At 63.3% G+C, this 19,796-nt stretch carries 21 protein-coding genes and 3 pseudogenes; 9 read left to right on the top strand and 15 right to left on the bottom strand.

From position 1 onward, the window contains the following. Nucleotide 1: 1 nt before the first annotated feature. From AC3WQZ_RS17590 to petA, 9 genes and pseudogenes are all read right to left on the bottom strand, one after another. Nucleotides 2–904 (bottom strand): LysR family transcriptional regulator, encoded by a 903-nt coding sequence (locus tag AC3WQZ_RS17590; protein ID WP_011617192.1) that lies wholly within the window; start codon nt 902–904, stop codon nt 2–4. A gap of 149 nt (nt 905–1,053) precedes the next feature. Further along, nucleotides 1,054–1,650, bottom strand: a complete 597-nt coding sequence (locus AC3WQZ_RS17595; protein ID WP_011617193.1) for a helix-turn-helix transcriptional regulator — start codon at nt 1,648–1,650, stop codon at nt 1,054–1,056. Nucleotides 1,651–2,073: 423 nt separating this feature from the next. Then, nucleotides 2,074–2,214: a hypothetical protein gene (locus AC3WQZ_RS17600; RefSeq protein ID WP_492300946.1), complete on the bottom strand. Its 141-nt coding sequence runs from the start codon at nt 2,212–2,214 to the stop codon at nt 2,074–2,076. Nucleotides 2,215–2,244: 30 nt separating this feature from the next. Then, on the bottom strand, nt 2,245–3,936 hold the full coding sequence (locus AC3WQZ_RS17605) for a site-specific integrase (RefSeq protein ID WP_492300947.1): 1,692 nt from the start codon (nt 3,934–3,936) through the stop codon (nt 2,245–2,247). Nucleotides 3,937–4,069: 133 nt separating this feature from the next. Continuing rightward, a complete protein-coding gene (locus AC3WQZ_RS17610) occupies nt 4,070–4,423 on the bottom strand; it encodes a response regulator (protein WP_492300949.1) in 354 nt (117 codons plus the stop codon). A 95-nt stretch (nt 4,424–4,518) separates the two neighbouring features. Continuing rightward, nucleotides 4,519–4,740: a hypothetical protein gene (locus tag AC3WQZ_RS17615; protein WP_492300951.1), complete on the bottom strand. Its 222-nt coding sequence runs from the start codon at nt 4,738–4,740 to the stop codon at nt 4,519–4,521. Between the two features lie 460 nt (nt 4,741–5,200). Then, nucleotides 5,201–5,437, bottom strand: a complete 237-nt coding sequence (locus AC3WQZ_RS17620; RefSeq protein WP_492300952.1) for a hypothetical protein — start codon at nt 5,435–5,437, stop codon at nt 5,201–5,203. 334 nt (nt 5,438–5,771) lie between these two features. After that, nucleotides 5,772–6,462 (bottom strand): annotated as a pseudogene (locus AC3WQZ_RS17625) (GGDEF domain-containing protein). Continuing rightward, nucleotides 6,372–6,938 carry a ubiquinol-cytochrome c reductase iron-sulfur subunit gene (gene petA / locus AC3WQZ_RS17630; RefSeq protein ID WP_492300953.1) on the bottom strand — a complete coding sequence of 189 codons (567 nt, stop codon included), beginning with the start codon at nt 6,936–6,938 and terminating at the stop codon, nt 6,372–6,374. The pseudogene AC3WQZ_RS17625 and the gene petA overlap by 91 nt, the downstream one beginning before the upstream one ends. A gap of 241 nt (nt 6,939–7,179) precedes the next feature. On the opposite strand from petA, the gene AC3WQZ_RS17635 reads away from it, so the two are divergent. From AC3WQZ_RS17635 to AC3WQZ_RS17655, 5 genes are all read left to right on the top strand, one after another. Next, on the top strand, nt 7,180–7,704 hold the full coding sequence (locus AC3WQZ_RS17635) for a hypothetical protein (RefSeq protein WP_492300954.1): 525 nt from the start codon (nt 7,180–7,182) through the stop codon (nt 7,702–7,704). A gap of 106 nt (nt 7,705–7,810) precedes the next feature. Then, nucleotides 7,811–8,230 carry a MarR family winged helix-turn-helix transcriptional regulator gene (locus AC3WQZ_RS17640; RefSeq protein ID WP_492300955.1) on the top strand — a complete coding sequence of 140 codons (420 nt, stop codon included), beginning with the start codon at nt 7,811–7,813 and terminating at the stop codon, nt 8,228–8,230. Nucleotides 8,231–9,021: 791 nt separating this feature from the next. Further along, a complete protein-coding gene (locus AC3WQZ_RS17645; RefSeq protein ID WP_492300957.1) occupies nt 9,022–9,246 on the top strand; it encodes a hypothetical protein in 225 nt (74 codons plus the stop codon). 204 nt (nt 9,247–9,450) lie between these two features. Beyond that, the gene (locus tag AC3WQZ_RS17650) at nt 9,451–9,771 is read left to right on the top strand and encodes a DUF1840 domain-containing protein (protein WP_492300959.1); all 321 of its coding nucleotides are present in this window, start codon (nt 9,451–9,453) and stop codon (nt 9,769–9,771) included. Between the two features lie 43 nt (nt 9,772–9,814). Further along, nucleotides 9,815–11,614, top strand: coding sequence for a PHA/PHB synthase family protein (locus AC3WQZ_RS17655; RefSeq protein WP_492300960.1), 1,800 nt, complete (start codon nt 9,815–9,817; stop codon nt 11,612–11,614). A gap of 104 nt (nt 11,615–11,718) precedes the next feature. Here AC3WQZ_RS17655 and AC3WQZ_RS17660 read toward each other — a convergent pair. After that, nucleotides 11,719–11,941 (bottom strand): annotated as a pseudogene (locus AC3WQZ_RS17660) (methyl-accepting chemotaxis protein); the annotation flags it as partial. Between the two features lie 282 nt (nt 11,942–12,223). Here AC3WQZ_RS17660 and AC3WQZ_RS17665 point away from each other — a divergent pair. From AC3WQZ_RS17665 to phbB, 4 genes are all read left to right on the top strand, one after another. Beyond that, a complete protein-coding gene (locus AC3WQZ_RS17665) occupies nt 12,224–12,346 on the top strand; it encodes a hypothetical protein (protein WP_492300962.1) in 123 nt (40 codons plus the stop codon). 387 nt (nt 12,347–12,733) lie between these two features. Next, on the top strand, nt 12,734–12,931 hold the full coding sequence (locus tag AC3WQZ_RS17670) for a hypothetical protein (RefSeq protein WP_492300963.1): 198 nt from the start codon (nt 12,734–12,736) through the stop codon (nt 12,929–12,931). A 184-nt stretch (nt 12,932–13,115) separates the two neighbouring features. Then, entirely contained in the window at nt 13,116–13,685 is a 570-nt protein-coding gene (locus AC3WQZ_RS17675; RefSeq protein ID WP_492300964.1) for a phasin family protein, read from the top strand. A 138-nt stretch (nt 13,686–13,823) separates the two neighbouring features. Continuing rightward, nucleotides 13,824–14,567, top strand: a complete 744-nt coding sequence (phbB, locus tag AC3WQZ_RS17680; RefSeq protein WP_492300969.1) for an acetoacetyl-CoA reductase — start codon at nt 13,824–13,826, stop codon at nt 14,565–14,567. An 824-nt stretch (nt 14,568–15,391) separates the two neighbouring features. On the opposite strand, the gene AC3WQZ_RS17685 is transcribed toward phbB, so the two are convergent. The 5 genes and pseudogenes from AC3WQZ_RS17685 to AC3WQZ_RS17705 form a co-directional block, all read right to left on the bottom strand. Beyond that, nucleotides 15,392–16,051 (bottom strand): carbonic anhydrase, encoded by a 660-nt coding sequence (locus AC3WQZ_RS17685; protein ID WP_454750564.1) that lies wholly within the window; start codon nt 16,049–16,051, stop codon nt 15,392–15,394. Nucleotides 16,052–16,728: 677 nt separating this feature from the next. Beyond that, the gene (locus AC3WQZ_RS17690) at nt 16,729–16,992 is read right to left on the bottom strand and encodes a hypothetical protein (RefSeq protein ID WP_492300965.1); all 264 of its coding nucleotides are present in this window, start codon (nt 16,990–16,992) and stop codon (nt 16,729–16,731) included. Between the two features lie 98 nt (nt 16,993–17,090). Further along, entirely contained in the window at nt 17,091–17,378 is a 288-nt protein-coding gene (locus AC3WQZ_RS17695) for a hypothetical protein (RefSeq protein WP_492300966.1), read from the bottom strand. 262 nt (nt 17,379–17,640) lie between these two features. Next, a pseudogene (locus AC3WQZ_RS17700) lies at nt 17,641–18,162 on the bottom strand (tyrosine-type recombinase/integrase); the annotation flags it as partial. Continuing rightward, nucleotides 18,159–19,106, bottom strand: a complete 948-nt coding sequence (locus AC3WQZ_RS17705; protein ID WP_492300968.1) for a DNA-binding protein — start codon at nt 19,104–19,106, stop codon at nt 18,159–18,161. The pseudogene AC3WQZ_RS17700 and the gene AC3WQZ_RS17705, both read right to left, overlap by 4 nt. Between the last annotated feature and the right edge of the window lie 690 nt (nt 19,107–19,796).

Raw genomic sequence — 19,796 nt, forward strand, 5'->3', positions numbered from 1 at the left:
CTCAGTCCTGGCGCCCGAGGCCATCCTCGACCAGCAGGTCCACCAGCTTGCGCGCAAACAGCGGCAAGGCGCCGAGGTCGGCCACGCATATCTGCAGCTTGCGCTCGGCCCATTCATCGTTGAGCTGGACGATGCGCAGCGCCATCGTCTTCGCATGGCGGCTGGCGGTAGTCTCCGGCAACACGCCGACGCCGACATTGGCCTCGATCATCCGGCACGCGGTCTCGAAGTTGCTGACCTGCACGCGCCAGCGCAGCGTGCGCTGCAGGTCGGTCGCGGCCCGCAACAGGAAATTGTGGATCGCGCTGGCCTCGGGCAGGCCGATGAAGTCGTAGTCCAGCGTATCGATAAAATCCACGCTGCCGCGCTCGGCCAGCGGATGGCTCAGCGCGGTGGCCAGCACCAGGCGGTCGCGCCGGTACGGCATCACCTCCAGCCCTTCCGTGCGCACGTTGCCGGCAATGATGCCGATATCCACCATGCCCTCCTGCACCGCGCGCACGATATCCGGGCTCAGGCGCTCGTGCATGTCGATGGTCACGTCCGGATGGCTGACGAGATAACTGCGCAGCACCGCCGGCAGGAATTCGCTCATCGCGGTGGTGTTGGCGAACACGCGCACATGGCCTTTCACGCCCGCCGCATATTCCTGCAGATCGCCGCTCAGTTGCTCCAGCTGGCGCAGCACGCGGCGCGCGTGGGCGAGCAGGGTCTCCCCCGCCCCGGTCACCTTCACGCCCTGGCTGCTGCGGCTCAGCAGCTTGACGCCGACGTGTTCCTCGAGGTTCTTGATGCGCGTGCTGGCCGCGGCCAGCGACAGATGCGAGCGTTGCGCACCGCCGGTCAGGCTCTGGGCCTCCGCAATATGCGTGAACAGTTTCAGGTCGACCAGATCAAAGCGCATGACATCATTCCGCAGCGTAAGGGCGGATTATCTCGCAAAGCGCGGCGTTCAGTACACTCTGGCGGGCGCAATTCGCAGTGGCCGGCACCCTCGCATCCGGGACCTGATCCCGGATCCTTGCGAACGTCCGGTAGATTTTTGGGAACGAGTCAGGCGACGGAGCGCCGCCGCTGCGCTGCGCGCGCGACCGCCAACCGGCTGGCAGCTTCCATCGATAAGCCGAAGCGGTCGTAGAAAGCGCAGTCCAGATCACTGCTGGCTGGCCAGCCGACGCGCCGCCGGGCATCGCCAATGCCGGCATCACCGGCCATGACCTCGAACAGCAACCGCATCAGCCGTTGCGTGCGGCACAGCTCGGTCAGCGCCGTGCCCTGCGAAAACAGCATGCGGCGCAGCTGTGCCGTGGACATGCCCAGCCGTTCCGCGATAAACGCGGCATTCCAGGCGTAATGGGGTTGCAGGAAGACCCGCTTGCAGATGCGGTGGTGCAGGCATTCCTGCTGCGCCGCGGGGATCATGCGCTGGATTTCGAGGGTGCACGCGGCCGGCTGAGTGCTGCTGCCATCCAGGTGCAGCGCAAAGGTTTCAAACGGTTCGATGGTGAGCTGCTGGCCCGGCAGCAGCACACGCTCATAGCCGCGGCGCCTGAGCACCAGCCTGCCGTGGGCCGCAGAGACCGCCAGCGGGAAAGCCAGCAACAGCCGCTGCAGGCTGACGTGCATGTGGGACTGCAGATGGACGTGCATGGTGGCTCGGGATGCGGACAGGATCAGACTGCATGATCGCCGCTAATCGGATTGCCCGCCTCTGCCATTTCCGAATGCACCGTTCACCGCCGCCCCATGGCCGTTCGTGTACGATGGACTCCCGCACTGCCGAATCAGAAGCCCGTTGCGTCAACCCGCGCCAGTGCTGACTTCTCGTGCATGCCAGAGGAAACGCCGGTTCCGGCATACCCCCGTCAACGTGTACGGCGGGTCATGCCAAGATACGACCAATCCGCTATCATAAGCCGTATGGTTATATTGAAATCAAAAATCAGCATTAATTCGATATAAGACAGTCAGTTCGCAAAGCTGGCTGCGAGCGTTGCACGTTCTGGACGCCAGGAGGACGGCGCGGGGCGAAGGCGATCCCCGAGCAGTGGATCTTCTCGTGAGGAGAGACCCCTACTTTCGTCGGCCGTTGAAAAACAAGTACTTGACCAGTGCGCCCACGCCAAGCACCAGCAGCAACAGTATCATCAGTCCGAAGAGCCCCATGCCCCACATCATGTCGCCGCTCATCATCCTGTTCATCATGTCACTCATCGTCCGCTCCTTGGGTGAGACACCAAATTGCTACGGAGCGGAGAACGCCGCGCCGATCTGCCGCGCCCGTTTCACCTCGTCACCGTGCAGGTAGATCGACGTGGTCGAGATCGACGCGTGCCGCAGGTTGTCCCGCACCGTCGTCAGTTCCGCGCCGCGCGCCAGCGCGTGGGTCGCATGCGTGTGTCGCATCCAGTGCGGGCTGGCCTGCCGCAGCTTCTCGGCGGACACCGGATGGTCGGCCTGGATCAGGTCCGCCGCCTGCGTGAAGAACCGTCGCAACACGCCCCATAGGCGCGTGCCGGTGATGCCGCTGGCAGGCTCCTGGCCGAGGCTGCCGATCAAGGGGGTATGCGGGTCCCACCGCGCCGGCGTGACCGACAGGCCGCGCGCCACCAGATAGCGCTCAAGCGCCACGCGCGCCAACGGGGGCAGCGCCACCTTGCCCGCCTTGGCGCCCTTGCCGACCAGATTCAGCCAATGGTCGCCATGGGGATCGCTTTCAATGCCGCCAAGGGTCGCGCCGACGAGTTCGCTAGCCCGCAACCCTGTGGCGTAGCCAAAATCCAGCACGAAGCGCAGCCGCTGCGCCGCCACGGCGTCCCAGCCGTAGGACCACTCCAGGCCGTTGGCGAGCGTACGCACCAAAATCCATTCGCCCTCGGTGAACGCGTGCGACGTATCCAACAGCGCAGTCCGCCCGCTGCCGCGCACCTTGATGCCCGCGAACGGATTGGCCAGCACATAGCGTTGTTGGATCAGCCACCGGTACATGGCCCCGAGCACCGACAAGGCATAGGCCGTTGAACGCGGTGACAGGCCTTGCGCAAACGGCCGCCATTCGGGCGAGGTGCGTGGCCGCGGCGGTCCCACCCAGCGCTTGTGTGGGGTCGGCCGGCGCAGGAAAGTGCGGTAGGCAATCGCGTCCTCGGTGGTCAGCGACGACAGGGGACGCTCCCGTTCAAGGATCGCCCACAGGATCAGCCGTTCAGCTTCCTTGCGATACGCCCGCTGGGTGGCTGGCGAGTCGTGCAGCGCGAGCCAGGCCTGGACCGCGTCGTAGTCGTTGTCCGCATTGAGGGTGCAGGTTTGCCGCGGGGCACGAAAGGTCCCGGACGAGCCGTCGACTTCGTGCGGCAGGCGCAGTTGCTCCCAGGGCACGATTTCCCCGCGGTCCGTCACGGCGATCAGCGCACGGGCGCGCTCGGTGAGCTGTGGGTGTTCGGCAAAGAAGGCTTCGATGCGCCGCGCGCTTGCCGGGCCCAGGCCGGGCACCGCCGTCCACCACCGACGCCGGCGCGGAATGCGCACGGTCAGGTCCGCCAGCGTCTCGATGCCGTGCGCGCGCAGCGCGGGCACGGCACGGGCCGGCAGCCATTGACCGATGTCATCACTGACCTGCGGTTCAGGCGACGGTAGGCGGCGCAGCACGCCGATCGCCTGGTTGATGGCCTTCGCCCGCCCAACTCGCTCAGCCGCGCCATGTGCGAACAAGGCGGCCAGGTCCTGCCGCTGCCGGCGACGCGCGAATTCGGCCAACTGCTGCCGGGTGCGGCCGAGGATACCGCGCGCGGACTGGCCGCTGGCCCTGCGCTCAGCCAAATAGCGCACCACCGCGCTGCGGGCCGACAGGCCCTCGTACCAGGCGCGCAGCGCGGCCAGCGACGCCGCATCGGGGAAGTCAGGCGGCGCGGGATGGGGCTGGGGGTTGGCTGGCAGCATTTTCATGTCTGCCAGTTTAGTGCATCGATGATGCTATTGCGATAAGAAGAGTTATCACAATAGCGTCGAGGCTCAATCGATCTGATGCGTGTGTTCGAACGCTATCGATCAGTACGTGCTCGCCGCGTCGAAGTCATCTGCCGGAAAGCAGTGAGGCAATCAATTGAATCAACGTGTCGGGATCGACGGGCTTGCGCAATACCCCTTCGCAAAGCCCTGCTGGTGCGGACCAGTCGGAAGCCGTACAGACGATCAGCGGAATCCCCTTCAGCGATTCGTCTGCCCTTACGGCCTGACACAGGCCAGCACCGTCAAGCCCGGGCATATTCAGGTCCGTCACCACAATTGCCGGTCGCGTGCTGCGTGCCAGATCCAGAGCCTCAGCACCGTCGCTGGCCATGATCACGTGAAAGCCTGAGCCTTTCAAAAGGAGCGTGCATGCCTGCAGCAGCAAGTGCTCGTCGTCGACCAGCAGGACGGTTGGCATAGAGCGAGGCGCTAGATTTTGACTGGCCATTGTCGGTCCTGCGTGTCTCTGTGGAAGACAAGTGTACGCGATCGTTTCTAGCTGGGCGCGGGCCGCTATCCGCTCCGTTCGGACAGCCTGGCGTACAAGGCGATTCGGATGCCACCGTGTGGAGCGAGGTCGCCAGCTCGCCAGTCCGGCATGGTGACATCGACTTTGCATACGCCCGCCTCGAACAGCATGTCGGCCAGCTCGCACGGATCCGCACACTCAAACTGGCGGCCATCCTCCAACGTTGCCAGTAGCCCATCGTCCTGCATCACCACATAGGCCTTCATGAGTATCTCCTAGTTACCGGAATCTCGTTGGCACTCGGTTAGCGTGACTTTCGGCTCGCCACGCCACCGTCGGTGCGCTAACCACCAGCACATTTTACGATGGCAGATGCACCTTGGTGGGCTCCGCATTTAGCCTGGTTGCAGGCGTGGCCGAGAGCAGAGGAGCGCTGCCTGTCATGCCATCACCGCCGAGGCGTTGGAGGGGTACTTCGGTGCACATTCAGCTCGTCGACTTGGCGAGGGCCTTCAAGAGGCACCGCGATGAGATCGAAATTGTTTGCGCGCACAATGTTCGGCATGAACGGGTCGCGCAACATTATCCTGCGCAGCGGGCATTTCCGCTCCGCCCTGTGGAGTCCGCCGTTCGCAACAAAGAAAGCAAGCAGTACCCAAGCCGCAGGTAGCAGGTACCGCAAGACGAGATGAAGATGGCTGGAAGACGCAAGCCGACTAACCCAAGTCACCCAAGCTGATTTCGGGAATCGGGACTCGCTTTCCCTTCTGGAAGAGAACGTGCTTGCACCATGCGATCACGATGCAAGACGAGTGTTGCCTGGTCCAAGCGCAAGGCAGTCAGCGCATAGCGTTCGGTCATCGGCTTGTAGATGCGATGGCGCAACCGCAGATTGTCAATCGCTGCTTCCAGCCTGCGTACTTGTGCTGTGCTCTCGCCTTCGAACTGGCCCAGGTTCGTCACGGCCCGCGCATGTGTTTGGCGATAGCGATCTAGTTCGGCGTGCGCCTTCCGAAGTTCTGCTTTGAGTTCCCCCACCTGTCAGTGTAGGTTCACGTTGTCTCGCACGCCACGCTGGATGCGAGTGGCTTCCCCTAATGCGATGTCTGCCGCTGCAATGGTGTCGCTGCCAGCCCGCACGTTCGATGCGGTCTGGCAGCGACGGCCGCGCTGTTCGTGGTTCGTTGTTGTTCTGCATACTGCTCCCCGTATCTAACTGGCCTCCTTGGCCGTCAGCGATGCTTTGCCGCAAACGTGACCAAGGACCCGCCGCTTGCCACTTGACCCCCTATGAGTTTCACTGAATCACAATCAGATTTAAGTATGTAACCGAATACATATCAACCCCCTCTCGTACCCTCCGTGCGTAGGGGGCGACGCCCATGTCGCCGGCTGCCCTGACAAGGCATCCATTGTTCAAGCCGTGCCACTGGCATCGTATGTTCCTGATCGAAGACGAATCCATCATCCGTGCGGATGGCTCATCGGACCATTCATCAACCTTAATTGTGTTTCGACCGGACTGCTTGGCCTCATAGAGCAACCTGTCAGCGGCGGCGAACAGACAGTCCTCGATGACAGTCTTGGCCGACGTTGCGAAATTGATCGCTAGAACGCCAAAACTGGCCGTAGCAACGATGCTTCGACCGATGGCGTCCGTCGTCGGACTTCTTGCGATTGCGAAGCGCAGGCGTTCGGCAAGCGACACAGCGCCACCACGACCGGTCTGCTGCAGAACCAGAAGGAATTCTTCGCCGCCATAGCGCACAGCAGTCAACGTGCTGGCGCGTCATCGTCTGAAGGACGGAAGCAACGTGCCGCAGCACGCTGTCACCAGCTTGGTGGCCGTAGGTGTCATTGATCACCGTGAAGTGATCTACGTCGCAGACCAGCAAGGTCAGCCAATGTTTGTGCCGCCGTGCACTGGTGCCGGCTTGTCCTTGAACACCCGACCCGCCATATCGTAGGTGGAGCCGTGGCACGGGCACAGGAAGCCGCCAGGCCAGTCGTCCGGCAGACTGGGCTGACGCCCAGGCGCGAATCGCGCAATCGGCGTGTAGCCCAGGTGCGTACAGATCCCGACCACCACCGACAGCTTCAGGTGGCCTTCGCGCGAGCGATACGCATTCCGGCAGTAGCTGGGCAGTGGCATTGAAAACGTCTCGTGGCTGGCAGGGTCAGCCACCAGCGGATCGGTCTTGATCACCTCGGCCATCATGGAAGGGGTGCGGATGACGACGAACACCGGCATGCCACGCCAGGCGACCGTCATCATCTCGCCAGGGCGAAGCCCGGAAATGTCCACGGTGACCGGCGCCCCCTCAGCGCGCGCTCTCGTGGACGGTTCGAAGTACTCCACGAAGGGGACCAAGGTAGCAGCGCACCGGATACCGCCCGTGACTGAGGTCGCAATCAGCCAACGCCGACGGAAGGCATCGATGCCGAGGTTCGGCTTGTTGCTCATCTGAACAGTCGTTCCACGCTGACATCCAGCATGGATGCCTCAAGTTGGATCAGCCAATGCCCTGATTGGTTCATCGCTTGAATATGTCACGATATGATATAAATTCCAGTGTGAGGACATGCCGGGAGACGGGCGTTCGCGTCCGCCGGGCCGAACATGTCTACCTGCGCTGGCTCCGCCATGTTTCCTTGCCATACTGGTGGGAGATGGTGCCGCCAGCCCGTGATTGCTGGAGGGCACAATGGAACTGCACATGCATTCGCACCACTTTGCACGCCGAACGCCAGACTGGCGCGCCGCTGTGCTCGCGGGGGTTGCCGCGGGGGTGATCTTCCTGATACTGGAAGTGGCGGCGACGTGGATATTGGGGGGAAGCCCGTGGGCGCCGCTGCGCATGACGGCGGCCATTGTCATGGGACACAGCGTGGCCTCGCAAGCGGCAACCTTTGAACTGGGCATCACGCTGGTGGCATTGGTGGTTCATTTTGCGTTATCCGTCCTGTTCGGTCTGATCCTGGCGACGATCATGGCGTCGTTTAGCTTTGACTCGAGTATCGCGATGGCGTCGCTGGTGGGCGTTATCTTCGGTCTCGTGGTGTATTGGATTGACTTCTACGGCATGACTCGGGTATTTCCGTGGTTCGGAGACGCGCGCGGTGCAGCTAGCCTCGGCACTCACCTGGTGTTCGGACTGGTGATCGCCGATACCTACCTGAAACTCGAGGGGAAGCTAGGTGGCCGTGACACGACGTCCCCCACCAGGTGAAGCCGCACGGCCGAATCCTGGCTCGGCAGCACGCACGCCTGGTTCAAGAAGCAAGGCGGCAGCTGATCGGCCTTGGCTCGACGGCGAGGGCCTCGGGGAGCGGCATATGCATGCCGTCACGCACGAGGACGTAACGAAGCAAAACTTTGAAGCCCTGTCCGAGTTCCGCTATGAGCTGCGCCGCTTCCTGCGGTTCTCGGAAGTCGCAGCGCGCGCGGAGGGCGTGACGCCCTTGCAGTATCTGCTACTGCTACATATCAAGGGTTTTCGGGGCCGCGAGTGGGCCACGATCGGTGAGCTGGCGGAGCGTTTGCAGACCGCCCCGAACGCCGTCGTCGCGCTGGTGTCGCGTTGCGAAGCGACCGGGCTGGTGACGCGCATGCAAAGCAAGGCGGACCAGCGCCAGGTGGAAGTCCATCTGGGCGCGCGCGGAGTTCGCTGCCTGATGCATCTGGCAGCGCTGCACAAGACCGAACTCAAGTCATTGGGTTCGGTCTTCAGGGTCTTGAAGCTGACGAGGCCGTAGCTTTGACCAGACGCGATCGGGCACTTGGCGACCGGTAGCGCGCTTGATCGGATTCTCCACTTGGCGTGGCAACTGAATGTGGACCTGATCGTGGTGGGCCATCGACGGTGCGGTTTGCCGGAGAGTTGGTGGGCTAGCCAAGGCCACGGCTTGAAGCTGGACAAGGTGTCCTTGCAATGTGCTGGTTGTCATTGACCCGAGGTGCCTGTCGCGATGACGCAGGCGATAACGCCGACAGACACGCGGGCCACGCCCGCCGACCCGGCTCATTGAATCTGGATGCCGCCTGCAACGGACCTCACGGAGGCCGGGAAAATGGCCGGTGTGCCGCTCGCAGGCGGCAGGAGGGGATCGTGCTGGAAAGATTGCATGAACAGAGTATCCAATACCGTGGTCATCTTGTCCGTGTTCGTTGCTTCTCGATTGGGACGCCGGGCGAGAGCCGGTGGACCTTTCAGGTGGATGTGGCCAGGGCGGGATCGTCGCCGATGCTTCGGCACCGCGACACGCTCACCGAAGCTGAGCAGGCGGGCTTCGCCTGGGGAATACGTGAGGTTGACCAACTGATGCTATAACCGGGGCGGGACTTGCGATCCAGTATGGCAGAGACGGCTCGAATCAGATGGTGTGCAAATCGACCACACGTGGCTCTAACGGTGAACACCGGGCGCCAAACAGCAATTCATATCAGGACGTGTCCACGCGAATGCCAACGGCGCGTTCTTATAGATAGGGAGGCAACCTCGCAGGGCAGCTTCCTCACTGCTCTGCATTTGTCGGAGAAGGGCATCATGAAACTCGTTCAGTCTTACTTCGCCGTTCTACTTGCGGGCGCGGTGGCGGCCCCCGTCTTCGCAGCCGATACATCCGCAAAGCCGGCCCCGGCACCCGCGCTGACCGCAGCGCCAGCGACTCCGCAGCACGCGGCGAAGTCTCCCGCTCAAAAGAAGCACCGTCATGTCAAGGCTGCGGGGAAATCCGGGGAGGCTTCGGCCACTGCCGTCAAGACGATCTGACGTACGCCAACGGTCAAGCCTAGGACTCTTCATTAGGTGGCACGTGCCTGCCCAGCAGGTTTCCGCCCCGCATTTGGTTTCGAAGCCTTGGCTCCGCGATCAGAGACCGGCGGGTGAGCAGGCCAGCGCGCAGTACCAGCGGAACACGCGACTGCTGCAGTAGCCGATGTCGTCAGATCCCGCACCTCTGACAAGGAGGTTCGAATGCTCGTGACCTTTCACTCTCCCGCCGCACCGGATGTCACCATGCTGAGCGATCTCGCGCAGTATCTGCTGGGCATCGTTGGCAAGCGCGTTGGCCAACGAGGCGTGATTACCAGCGAGGAGTTACCGGCAGCCATCAGCAAGCTTGAGGCAGCGATGTCGGCAGACGGAGCGCCTATTCGAGTGGACGACACGCCTACGAAACGCTTCGCGGCGTCGCGCGCGCCGTCTTTTATTGTGCTGTCGCGGCGCGCATATCCGTTGCTGGACATGATGCACGCGGCACGTCAGCGACACGCGGCCATCCTTTGGGAAGTCTAACACCCTCCTGGCAATTCTGGGCCGATCCTTGTGGAGAATCGCGATGACCGAGACTGAGATCGTGTCTTTGGACAAGCCGAGCTCATTAACGATGGCAACCGACTCCCCACCGGGCCCGGATTGTCCGCAGGCGCCTGCCGATGACTTCCTCAGCGCGCCAGGGGACCGCATCGATCGGCTCATGCATGCGACTCTGGCGCGGGTCACGGGCGGGATCTCGCCTGCCGCGTTGGGTCTAGCATGGCTGGACTGGGTGTGGCATCTGGCCAGCTCGCCCGGCAAGCAGATGGCGCTGGCGATGCAGATGGTGCCATCCGAACGGGACGGGCCAGCGGATGCGCCCCACACCGGCAATGGCGACCCGCGCTTTGCCGATCCGGACTGGGAGCGGTGGCCATTCGGGCTACTGCGTGACCTGTTTCTGCACACGGAGAACTTCTGGCAAGCTGCCACCACCGGCTTGCGTGGGATCTCCCCACACCATGAGCAAGTAATCGGCTTTGCGGCTCGGCAATGGACGGACTGCCTCTCGCCAAGCAACTGCTGGTGGCTGAACCCGGAGGTGCTGCGGGTAGCGTTCAAGACGGGCGGACGAAACTTCGTCGCTGGCGGCGCCCACTGGCTGGAGCACCAGCAAGAAATCTGGTCCGGGTACGTCCCCGGCGCTTCACGTCGGCGTTGTGCCTCGTCTTGTGTCGGGCAGGAGGTTGCGATCACGCCTGGCAAGGTGGTCTATCGCAATGCATTGATGGAGTTGATCCAGTACGCGGCGCAAACACCAACCGTCTACCCCGAGCCGGTGCTGTTCGTGCCCTCCTGGATTCTGAAGTACTACATCCTGGATCTGTCGCCACACAATTCGCTCGTGCACTATCTGGTGAACCGCGGGCACACCGTGTTCGTGATCTCCTGGAAGAATCCCCGTGAGGAGGCACGCGACCTGGGTCTGAACGACTACCTTGAGTCCGGTTTTTTTGACGCGCTGGCACAGGTGCGTCGCATTGTTGGTAAGAGCCCCATCCATGGCGTCGGCTATTGCCTCGGCGGTACGTTGCTGGCGATCGGGGCCGCTGTGCTTGAGCGCAACGCCCGACCCGAGCCGACCCCACTCCGATCGATCACCTTATTCGCGGCACAGACAGATTTCAGCGAGCCAGGCGAACTGGGCCTGTTCATCGATGCGAGCGAACTCGGCTACCTCGACGCACTGATGTGGGAGCAAGGCTATCTGGATGGTACGCAGATGGCCGGCGCCTTCCAGCTGCTGCATTCACGCGATCTGGTCTGGTCTCGGCTGATGCGCGAATACCTACTGGGCGAGCACGCTGCGCCAACCGATCTGATGGCGTGGAACGCCGATACCACGCGCCTACCTTATCGCACGCATAGCGAGACACTGCAACGTTTGTATCTGCGCAATGACCTGGCCGAAGGCCGGTACTGCGTGCAAGGTCGGCCGGTCGCCCTTTCCGACCTCCAATTGCCCATGTTTGTGGTCGGGACCGAACGCGACCACGTTTCGCCTTGGCGCTCCGTCCATAAGCTACACCTGCTGACCAGCACCGAGATCAGCTTCTTGCTCACGTCCGGCGGGCACAATGCGGGCATCATCTCGGAGCCAGGTCACGCCGGCCGGCATTATCGTTGCAGGACGCGGCCAAAGGACGGCCCCTATCTGAGTCCGCACGAATGGTTCTCTTGCACACCGGTGTGTGAAGGATCGTGGTGGCCGCGCTGGCAGCGGTGGCTCGCCGACCACTCCAGTGGGGCCACACCACCACCCCGCATGGGGGCTGGTACCGTGCTGGCCGACGCCCCCGGTTCATATGTGTTCGAACCCTGAGCATGTGTCGAGGCACCCAAGCTTCCTGCGAGGCGTTCCCTCCCTCTCAGGCGGTCGCGCGAGCCAGTGCTGCGCTCGAATCGAGTGAACAAGGGAATCTGGGGCAGGATGTTGGTCTGGAATGCGCTGCCTTCGATGACACCGATGATGTCGGCAATCGCTGCGGAGCCGTCATTGATGTCGTTCATCGTTTCCACCGCTTGCCTCACCACCTCGCCCGCCTTGAGAGCAACGGTCGAGGCACCAAGCGCCAGATGGTTTGGCCCGCTTCGCAATGTCGGCGCTCTGGGTCACCGTCGCACCACGCTGCTCCATCGAGGCGGAGGTTTTTGGGGTTACCCCCGCCGCGTTCAACACCCAGCCAGCGCGCGCGGCCAAGCGGCAGCGGGTCAAGTGAGGGTCCCCCCTTGGGCGACGCCAGCGTGGACGCCGTCATATGCGGCCCCGGAATAGCCTGGCAAGGGGCCTGTTACCGATCAGTAACGGCGGCGCGTGCAGGCATTGCTGTCGATCGGTTGGGTTGTTGTTTGCAACGGTGGGGGCCGGGCAGCATCATGCCGCCGATCCGCCTATGCTGTATGGGTGGACTTCCGTTCATGCACCGAATCCATGAAACCGCTATTCCACCACCCAGACCATCCCGAACAACCCTACCACGGTGGGCGCTACTACCTGCTGCTTGGTGCAGGCCTGCTGTTGCTCGGTTTGCTGTACGTGTTGTGGACGCTCTAGCTCATTGGCGACGGGCACCGCGTTGCAGCATTGCGCGGCCGGTCCAATACCTGCCAGCTTCATCGACGGTACGATGACCGTGGCGAGATATTAGCGTGCCTTACATCTGAATTAGAAATTCAGCATTTTCTTCGGAACGAATGGGCTGCTGCGCCGGGGCACGAAATCACCCAATCAGGTGAGAGCGGAACGCATAACGTGCTCACGGGAAAACATTACACAATTTGTAACATGTCATATGTTGATATATTCGGTTCGGCGCCCGTAGCATGGCCTTCCTGCGGTTTTCTCCATCGTCCGCAGTAGCTGTCGCCGGCCACCGGGGGGCCGGCACGGCGGCCATCAACCTAGAACCCAGCAAGCAAAGGAAATACTCAGGAGACGACGATGCTGAGTCCCCATGAAATCGCCGCACTTATCCTGGTCAAGGAGGGGCCGGCTCCAATTGACCTGGACCCCGCGGATCTCGACATCCTGCTTGAACAACAGCTGATCACTCTGGAGGAATGCTCTGCGGGCCGCGCATGTCCGCGCCTCACGCATCGCGGCGATTCCCTTCTGACAGTCGTACGACGGACCGGATAACACTGTTTGCGGCACGCTGCTCCATAGTTGCTCCGCCGCGCTCAGCACGAACCAAACGAGTGACAGGACTCAGCCACGATCCGCACGCGTGCTCATCTCAGCCGAGCAAGGCCATCGAATTTTCCATACTGCCCAGCTATCTGCCGGCACCGGTCGCACGCGCTGGCGCAATCTTTGCGAGTGAATGATGCCGACTCTGCCCCCTGAACAGATCGAGTCTGCGCAAGCTGCCAGCCTCGATGCCTGGTTCGCCTTGAGCAACCAGACCCTCGCTGGCTTGCAGAAGCTGGTCGAGCTGAACCTGCATACGATCAAGGCGACATTGGCGCAGGCTCATGCGGGCAACCAGAAAGCGGTCACTGCCAAGGATCTGCAGGACTTGCAGGCGCTGTCAGCAAGTCTGCTGCAGCCCATGTGCGAACAGGCACAGTCATACAGACGTCAACTTAGCGAGATTACGTCGGGGGTACGCGCCGAGTTCGCAAAGGCTGCCGAGACCCATTACGAAGCGAACAAACGCAAGATGCAGGACGTGATTGACAGCGCCGCGAAGAATGCGCCGGTCGGATCCGAGGCAGCCGTGGCGGCCTGGCAGTCGGCATTGAGCGCCACCACCACCCTGTGCCAGACGATGCAGCAGACTGCCAAGCAAGTGATCGAAGTTGCTGAGAGCACGTGGGACAACGCCACCGTCGCAGCCGTGAACGCGGCGCGACAAGCGTCGGCGCAAGGCTCGCGCGCTGCTAAACGGTAGCGTGTGATGTCCCAGCGGCGTCGCCAGCGTGGCCGTACGTTGTTCTTCGACGTTCTGCGCAAGGTTTCAGCGCGCCCGGTCGGCCCGACGGCCGACACCGGCGCAGACATGGACATCCAAGAGGAAGAAGGCATCAACATGACAAAACATATCGCAGTCGTCACCGGGGGCATGGGCGGCCTGGGGGAGGCCATCAGCATTCGCCTGCACGACGCCGGCTACTCGGTGGCCGTGACCCATTCACCGGGCAATTCAGGTGTCGAGGCCTGGCTGGGGCGGATGACGGCGGAAGGCCGGACGTTTCACGCCTACGCCGTCGACGTGGCCGACTACGACTCCTGCCGTCGTTGCGTGACGCAGATCCAGGCGGAAGTCGGCGCGGTCGACATCTTGATCAACAATGCCGGCATCACCCGCGACGCCACCTTCAGGAAGCTGGACAAGCTCAACTGGGACGCCGTGATCCGCACCAACCTCGACTCGGTCTTCAATATGACCAAGCCGGTATGCGACGAAATGGTCGAGCGCGGGTGGGGCCGCATCATCAATATCTCGTCCGTCATCGGTTCCAAGGGGGGCTTCGGCCAGACGAACTATGCCGCCGCCAAGGCGGGCATGCACGGTTTCACCAAGTCGCTGGCGCTCGAGGTCGCGAAGCGCGGCGTCACCGTCAACACCATCTCCCCCGGCTACATCGCCACCAAGATGGTCACGGCGGTGCCGCAGGAAATCCTGGACACCAAGATCCTCCCGCAGATCCCGGTGGGACGGCTGGGAAAGCCGGAGGAAGTCGCCGCGCTGGTACTGTACCTATGCTCCCGCGACGCAGACTTCGTCACCGGAGCGAACATTGCCATCAACGGCGGCCAGCATCTGAACTGACGTGGCTTGAGCGGCAGTAGGGAGGACAGGCGCATCCCTCTTTGTCGCGATCGCAAGCGGAAGGTGGATTGCGGCATTGCGATAGCCCCGTCGGCTGCAGCGCGGGCTCCGGTTGAAGGGCAACATCCTGGGACTGCCGCTGCGCCTCCACACTCACCGCTGCTGGTTAGCAGTGCAGTATTGTTTTTTGGCGGCCATACCCGGCCGGTCGCTGTGCCGGCATCCAATAAGGGATGCCGGCACCTTTTGCCTTCGGCAGCGACGTGGAGGTCGGGGGAAATCCGATGTGCGTGTCGCTGGGATCCCAAGACGCCGCTCCTCGCCAGCCTGGAACAGGATAGCGCGGCCAGCATTACCGGGACCTGCCTCTGGCACGTGATGCGGCGCTTTTGGACAGGCCGCCGATGTGATTGCACCCCGACAACCCAACCGTGGCCGACACGCGCCGGGCTAGCCCAGACTGGATGCGGGCACGCCCATGCCACACATGCGCTGGCGCGCGGCCCTGAATTAACCAGCGTGCGCGACAACCTTCGTAACGCGTCGGTGGCCACGACCTCAATTCATCTGCAAAGCGATGAGGTCAAGCGGGCACGCCAAAGGAGTCAGGCCTTCGGCCTTCGCAGCCCGGTAGCCGGCGCTCGGCCGGGCTTTCCTTGGCTTAACGAGTGCAATATTTTCGAGCGGAAAGACCCCCACATCGACGACCTGCTACCCTGGAACGCCGCCAGGAAGCTGCCACGGCAGTTCGGACCTCCAATGTCCAACAGTTGGCGACAGACAGATCGCTCGACTACCTGTCACATCGAGTCCCAGAGTACAAATCACACCTGTCCGCGGTTGCGCGAAGCCACGGCAACGGTGGTCGGTGACTCGGCGAGTGGCACAAAGCGTCGTGTTGCGCCGTCGAGCGCATCGATGCTACCTGTCTCAATGTCGTAGACCCAGCCATGCAAATTCATGCGCCCCTGTTCGAGCGCAAGTGCCACCGACGGATGTGTGCGCAGATTAGCCAGTTGCGCGATCACGTTCTCCCGCACGAGGCCGTCGAGCTTGGCGCGAGGTGTATCGAACTGATGCGCCGCATTGATCGCTTTCGCGGCATCCGAATGGCGCAGCCAGTTCGCGACCGCCGGCAGATGATCAAGACACGTGCAACGCGAAATCGCGCCCATCGCGCCACAGTCCGAGTGGCCGCAGATCACGATGTCCTGCACGCCCAGGACCGCGACCGCATATTCGACGGTGGCCGATACGCCACCAGGTTCTGGACCGTAAGATGGCACAATGTTGCCCGCGTTGCGGATCACAAACAGTTCGCCCGGCTCGCGCTGGGTGAGGAGTTCGGGCACGACGCGGCTGTCCGAGCAGGTGACGAACAGCGCCTTCGGATTTTGTGTGGTTGCGAGCTGCTTGAAAAGCTCGACACGTTGCGGATAGACCTCGCGCTGAAAGCGCAGGAAGCCGTCGATGATGTCACGCATGGCGTCCTCCAGATTTCGAATATCGGATGCTGGCACGACCGTTCGATACCCCGTCATGCCGATGCGGCCACGATTATCGCCGATGTCAAGCGCTGGCAGCGTGGGGACACCGTGAATTTCCGCCTAGCACCCCGCTGACCGTCAGTGTCAGTCTATCGGCCCGCAAATTCGCCCAGAATGACCTCGTTCCGACAAGGCCGAGATCGAGGCCAGGGCCCAGGCCCTCGCCACCCCGGCCTCGCTCAAGCTCGGCGAAAGGGCTATACGGACGCTCAGACGCAGGCAGGCACCGGCTCCGATCGCGCCGCGGACGCGCACGCGCGCGGAGAAAGACAAGGATGTAGAGGATGTCGAATTCAAGGAAGTGCGCGCCAAGCAGTAAGCCGGTCGACACCGTCTCTTACCGGGCACCAAATCCCGCTCAGGTAGCCATGCGCCAGAGTTGCCAGCGAACTCGATCGCCGAGCCGGTTTGATGCCAGTGTAGGCAGCTTCAGACGGACTAGAAGTCGCGAAGCACGAGACTCGCTGCACGACTATCCGGTTCGTTAGCATTGCCAGCTATGTGGCCGGCGCGCCACGCAGCCCGTTGGCAGAGGCGGCCTTCCGCTTGCGTTTATGGCCCCATGAGTTTGGACCGGGAAGCGAGCGTCTGGCGAGCCATGCCCGGATCGCCAGCTACCTTGGGCGGCCCGACGAATCGAAATCCGGCGACTCGTCGTCCAGAATTTCGAACACCTCTTCCGCCTTGCGTCCCGAGCTAGACTCAGGGTTGCGCAATTGAGGCTCGTCGGCACGCAACCATTCGCAGGCCTGCCGCACATCCTCAACGGTCGGCTCGATGTCCAGGATCCGTGCGATCACTGCATCGTCAACGGGACCCACAATCTCGCGGATCTCACTCGCGCTCGCCAATCGCGAGTCGCTCTTGGTCGTGTGCATGGCGATGTCTCCTATGCGGTGGAGGTGGCGTCTTGCCGAATCCGCCCCCCGTACAGAATGCAGGCGCCGCAGCCTGAAGCGACGTGCCTCTGATCCAATTACATGGTTCCCGCGGGCGGCGCCAAGGGCTTGCCCTCTTCGCACCGGCCGGGGTAGGTGGTCGCCGCCTTCACCAGCCGTTCTTGCGTGTAGGCGCCGGCGAACTGTCCATCCACCAGCAGATAGAATTTCCATGGCTGGTCACTTTCGCGCGTGGCGTTCTGGTCGAGCAGGATCGCGGTGCGGCGCACCACCTGTTGCCAGTCTCGGCTGACGACAATGTCGTGTGCGCTCTGATTGGCGCCATCGGGACGGTAGGTGACCAGTGTGTAGGTCAGCGTGTTCATGCTCCCTCCTCTTTGGTGCCATTGCCTCCGCGAGCGTGCCGTCAGAACACAAAGTCTACCGATCCGAGGCCCCGCCGGGCTTCGCTCCTAATAGCTTAGCGCACTTGGCTGGCGACGCCGGCGCACACCCTTATCGCGCCGCCACAGGTGCCCGCCCGGCATACGGTGGGGGATCAGCCCGCGCTCACCCCGGCCATCACGGCCGGTAGCGTGGCGCGCGGCCACGCGCTTGCAGCGCGCCTGCGCTCTTGTAATATTAACCCCGGTCGCGCAGGAACAGCGCCAACGCCTGGGCGTCATCGGTCGCGCCGAGCGTGTTGGTGGCGGCATGCGGCTGGGCGAAGCGCCCGGCGCGGGCCAGCCACGCCAAGGTGCGCGCGTCCTGATCCGCGAGCCACGGGCCCGGTGCCGCCGGCGCGGACGTTGCCTTCAGCGTCGTCGCAGTCGGCGCTGCCGCGCGCTGAAAGCGGCGCCGGTGGGTGTGCAACACTCGGACCAGCACCGCCTCCGGGCTTGGCGCCTGCGCCGCCGGTACAGTGCGCAGGCGCCCGCGCTCCCAGTACTCAACCGCCGCGTCGTGGGCGAGCAGCAGCTTGAGCACGGCCGGCTGCGCGGCCTTGGCCTCGGCCAGCGAGCCGTAGCGGCGCTTGACGCGCGCCAGTGTCCAGTGCGCATAGACCGGGTGCCCCAGCACCTCGGCCAGGTAGGCCAGTGCTGCCTCCACCGTCGGCGGCAGGGGGCGCGGCGGGATCGTGGCCGTGTCGATCCAGTCGGCCGGGTTCATGACTGCCCCCCCCGTTTGGCGCTCGCCTTGGGCGCCGATTTGGCCGATCCGGGCCTGGCGGCCTTGGCAGCGGGCGCCGCGGCCGCGAGCGTGGCGTGCAGTAGCTCGTCCAGTTGCGCGCGCTGGCTGGCGGTCACCGCCTTGAGCGCGCTCGCCTCGCCGGCAGCGGTCTGGCGCGCGGCGCGCTCGCTGGCCAGGTCCGCCTCGAGGCGCCCACGCACGTCCTCGAGCGAGGCCAGGCGCCGCTCGGCGAACTTCAGTTGCGAGGTGAACTGGCCGCGCTCGGCCTGCAGCGCGTCGCGCTGGTGCGCGGTCTCCTGGAGCAACTGTTTCGACAGCGCCTCGTAGCGCGCCTGGATGGTGGCGACCGCCTCCGCGTGAGAGCGGTCGCCCGCCGTGGCGCGTTGCTGCGCGGTCGCCAGCGCCGCTTCCAACGGGCCGACCCGGCTCGTCAACTGGTCGGCGCGGGCGGTCATCGTGGCCAGCGCGGCGCGCGCCTCGGCCAGTTCGGTATCGCGCGCAGCCAGCTGTCCGCGCACCTCGGTCAACTCCTGGCGCAGCAGCTCGACCCGCAGTTCGGCCTCGGCGCGCGCGGCCTGCGCGGCCTCGACCGCCGCCTGCGCCTCGCGCTTCAGAAGCACCACCTCGTCGAGCTGCACCGCGACAGCGGCCTGCCACAGCGCGCGCATCGACTCGGCGATCTCGAGCGGGAGCTCCGGGATGGCGACCTCTGCCAGGCCCGCGCGCACGACCTCGGCCTCGATCGCGTTGAGCGTGCGCGACAGCGTCGCCGGGTCGCCGCCGCCCAGGCGCGCGCGCAGCTTGCGCACCGACACCGCACGGCGAAAGCGCGCGGCGGTGGGCGGTGCCGCGTCGCCGGCCTCGGTGAGCATGGCCAGCACGGTGGCGCGGATCTGTTCGGGGGTGGCGGCGAGGCGGGGCATGGCAGCGTCCGGGATGATTTTCACGCCATCTTACGCACGATGCTAACGTTAGGAAAGCCATTTTTGTTTGGCTTGGGGAAGCCAAAAACCGATAAAGCCTATTATCTTGCCGAACCAACGCATCCCACGCTTTATGGGCGCGCTTGGCCGTGCGCCGCGGTCGGCTAACGTTCCAAAACCAGGGGAAAAGGACCAGTCAGCAAGTGACTGAATTGATTGGCATTTCAGGCGAGCATCGCCCGGAAACCCGCATGAATGCTAGGGCTGGCTACCCCGGTAAATTGCAGCGAAATCAAAGGGACCCCGTCGCCAGGATCTTTCCCATGATCATTCTCCAGTTCAGCTCACCGGCCATTCTATGGCACCTCTGTGTCGATCCATCATGTGAAGCATGGGACGCAATGATGACGGATTGTTGCATAACCGCTCTTGCTAAGTAGTTGATGTTGACCACTTGCCACGTCGCAAATGATAATGCGTCGCATTTTGAAAAATATTACAGCCGATTACAGGAAACTGAGCAGGAAAATGAGAATAAAACTTCACCCGATCTGTGCCGCGGTGGCGGGGAGCCTCGTATTTCAACCGGTGCTGACGTGGGCCCAGGCCGCGTCAGGCGCTTCGGCGCAGTTGCCTGAGGTCACGGTCAGGGCCGATGTCAGCCGCGAGCTTGGCACCGGCTATAACCCG

The organism is Cupriavidus sp. FW305-26, from assembly GCF_058787975.1.

Excerpts from the sequence above, each read along its gene's own strand:
- AC3WQZ_RS17635 (WP_492300954.1), top strand. The coding sequence starts at position 7,180 with ATGGAACTGCACATGCATTCGCACCACTTTGCACGCCGAACGCCAGAC.
- phbB (WP_492300969.1), top strand. The coding sequence starts at position 13,824 with ATGACAAAACATATCGCAGTCGTCACCGGGGGCATGGGCGGCCTGGGG.
- AC3WQZ_RS17705 (WP_492300968.1), bottom strand. The coding sequence starts at position 19,106 with ATGCCCCGCCTCGCCGCCACCCCCGAACAGATCCGCGCCACCGTGCTG.
- AC3WQZ_RS17665 (WP_492300962.1), top strand. The coding sequence starts at position 12,224 with ATGAAACCGCTATTCCACCACCCAGACCATCCCGAACAACCCTACCAC.
- AC3WQZ_RS17590 (WP_011617192.1), bottom strand. The coding sequence starts at position 904 with ATGCGCTTTGATCTGGTCGACCTGAAACTGTTCACGCATATTGCGGAG.
- AC3WQZ_RS17670 (WP_492300963.1), top strand. The coding sequence starts at position 12,734 with ATGCTGAGTCCCCATGAAATCGCCGCACTTATCCTGGTCAAGGAGGGG.
- AC3WQZ_RS17595 (WP_011617193.1), bottom strand. The coding sequence starts at position 1,650 with ATGCACGTCCATCTGCAGTCCCACATGCACGTCAGCCTGCAGCGGCTG.
- AC3WQZ_RS17605 (WP_492300947.1), bottom strand. The coding sequence starts at position 3,936 with ATGCTGCCAGCCAACCCCCAGCCCCATCCCGCGCCGCCTGACTTCCCC.
- AC3WQZ_RS17640 (WP_492300955.1), top strand. The coding sequence starts at position 7,811 with ATGCATGCCGTCACGCACGAGGACGTAACGAAGCAAAACTTTGAAGCC.
- AC3WQZ_RS17610 (WP_492300949.1), bottom strand. The coding sequence starts at position 4,423 with ATGCCAACCGTCCTGCTGGTCGACGACGAGCACTTGCTGCTGCAGGCA.
- AC3WQZ_RS17645 (WP_492300957.1), top strand. The coding sequence starts at position 9,022 with ATGAAACTCGTTCAGTCTTACTTCGCCGTTCTACTTGCGGGCGCGGTG.
- AC3WQZ_RS17655 (WP_492300960.1), top strand. The coding sequence starts at position 9,815 with ATGACCGAGACTGAGATCGTGTCTTTGGACAAGCCGAGCTCATTAACG.
- AC3WQZ_RS17615 (WP_492300951.1), bottom strand. The coding sequence starts at position 4,740 with ATGAAGGCCTATGTGGTGATGCAGGACGATGGGCTACTGGCAACGTTG.
- AC3WQZ_RS17695 (WP_492300966.1), bottom strand. The coding sequence starts at position 17,378 with ATGAACACGCTGACCTACACACTGGTCACCTACCGTCCCGATGGCGCC.
- AC3WQZ_RS17600 (WP_492300946.1), bottom strand. The coding sequence starts at position 2,214 with ATGAGTGACATGATGAACAGGATGATGAGCGGCGACATGATGTGGGGC.
- petA (WP_492300953.1), bottom strand. The coding sequence starts at position 6,938 with ATGAGCAACAAGCCGAACCTCGGCATCGATGCCTTCCGTCGGCGTTGG.
- AC3WQZ_RS17650 (WP_492300959.1), top strand. The coding sequence starts at position 9,451 with ATGCTCGTGACCTTTCACTCTCCCGCCGCACCGGATGTCACCATGCTG.
- AC3WQZ_RS17685 (WP_454750564.1), bottom strand. The coding sequence starts at position 16,051 with ATGCGTGACATCATCGACGGCTTCCTGCGCTTTCAGCGCGAGGTCTAT.
- AC3WQZ_RS17675 (WP_492300964.1), top strand. The coding sequence starts at position 13,116 with ATGATGCCGACTCTGCCCCCTGAACAGATCGAGTCTGCGCAAGCTGCC.
- AC3WQZ_RS17690 (WP_492300965.1), bottom strand. The coding sequence starts at position 16,992 with ATGCACACGACCAAGAGCGACTCGCGATTGGCGAGCGCGAGTGAGATC.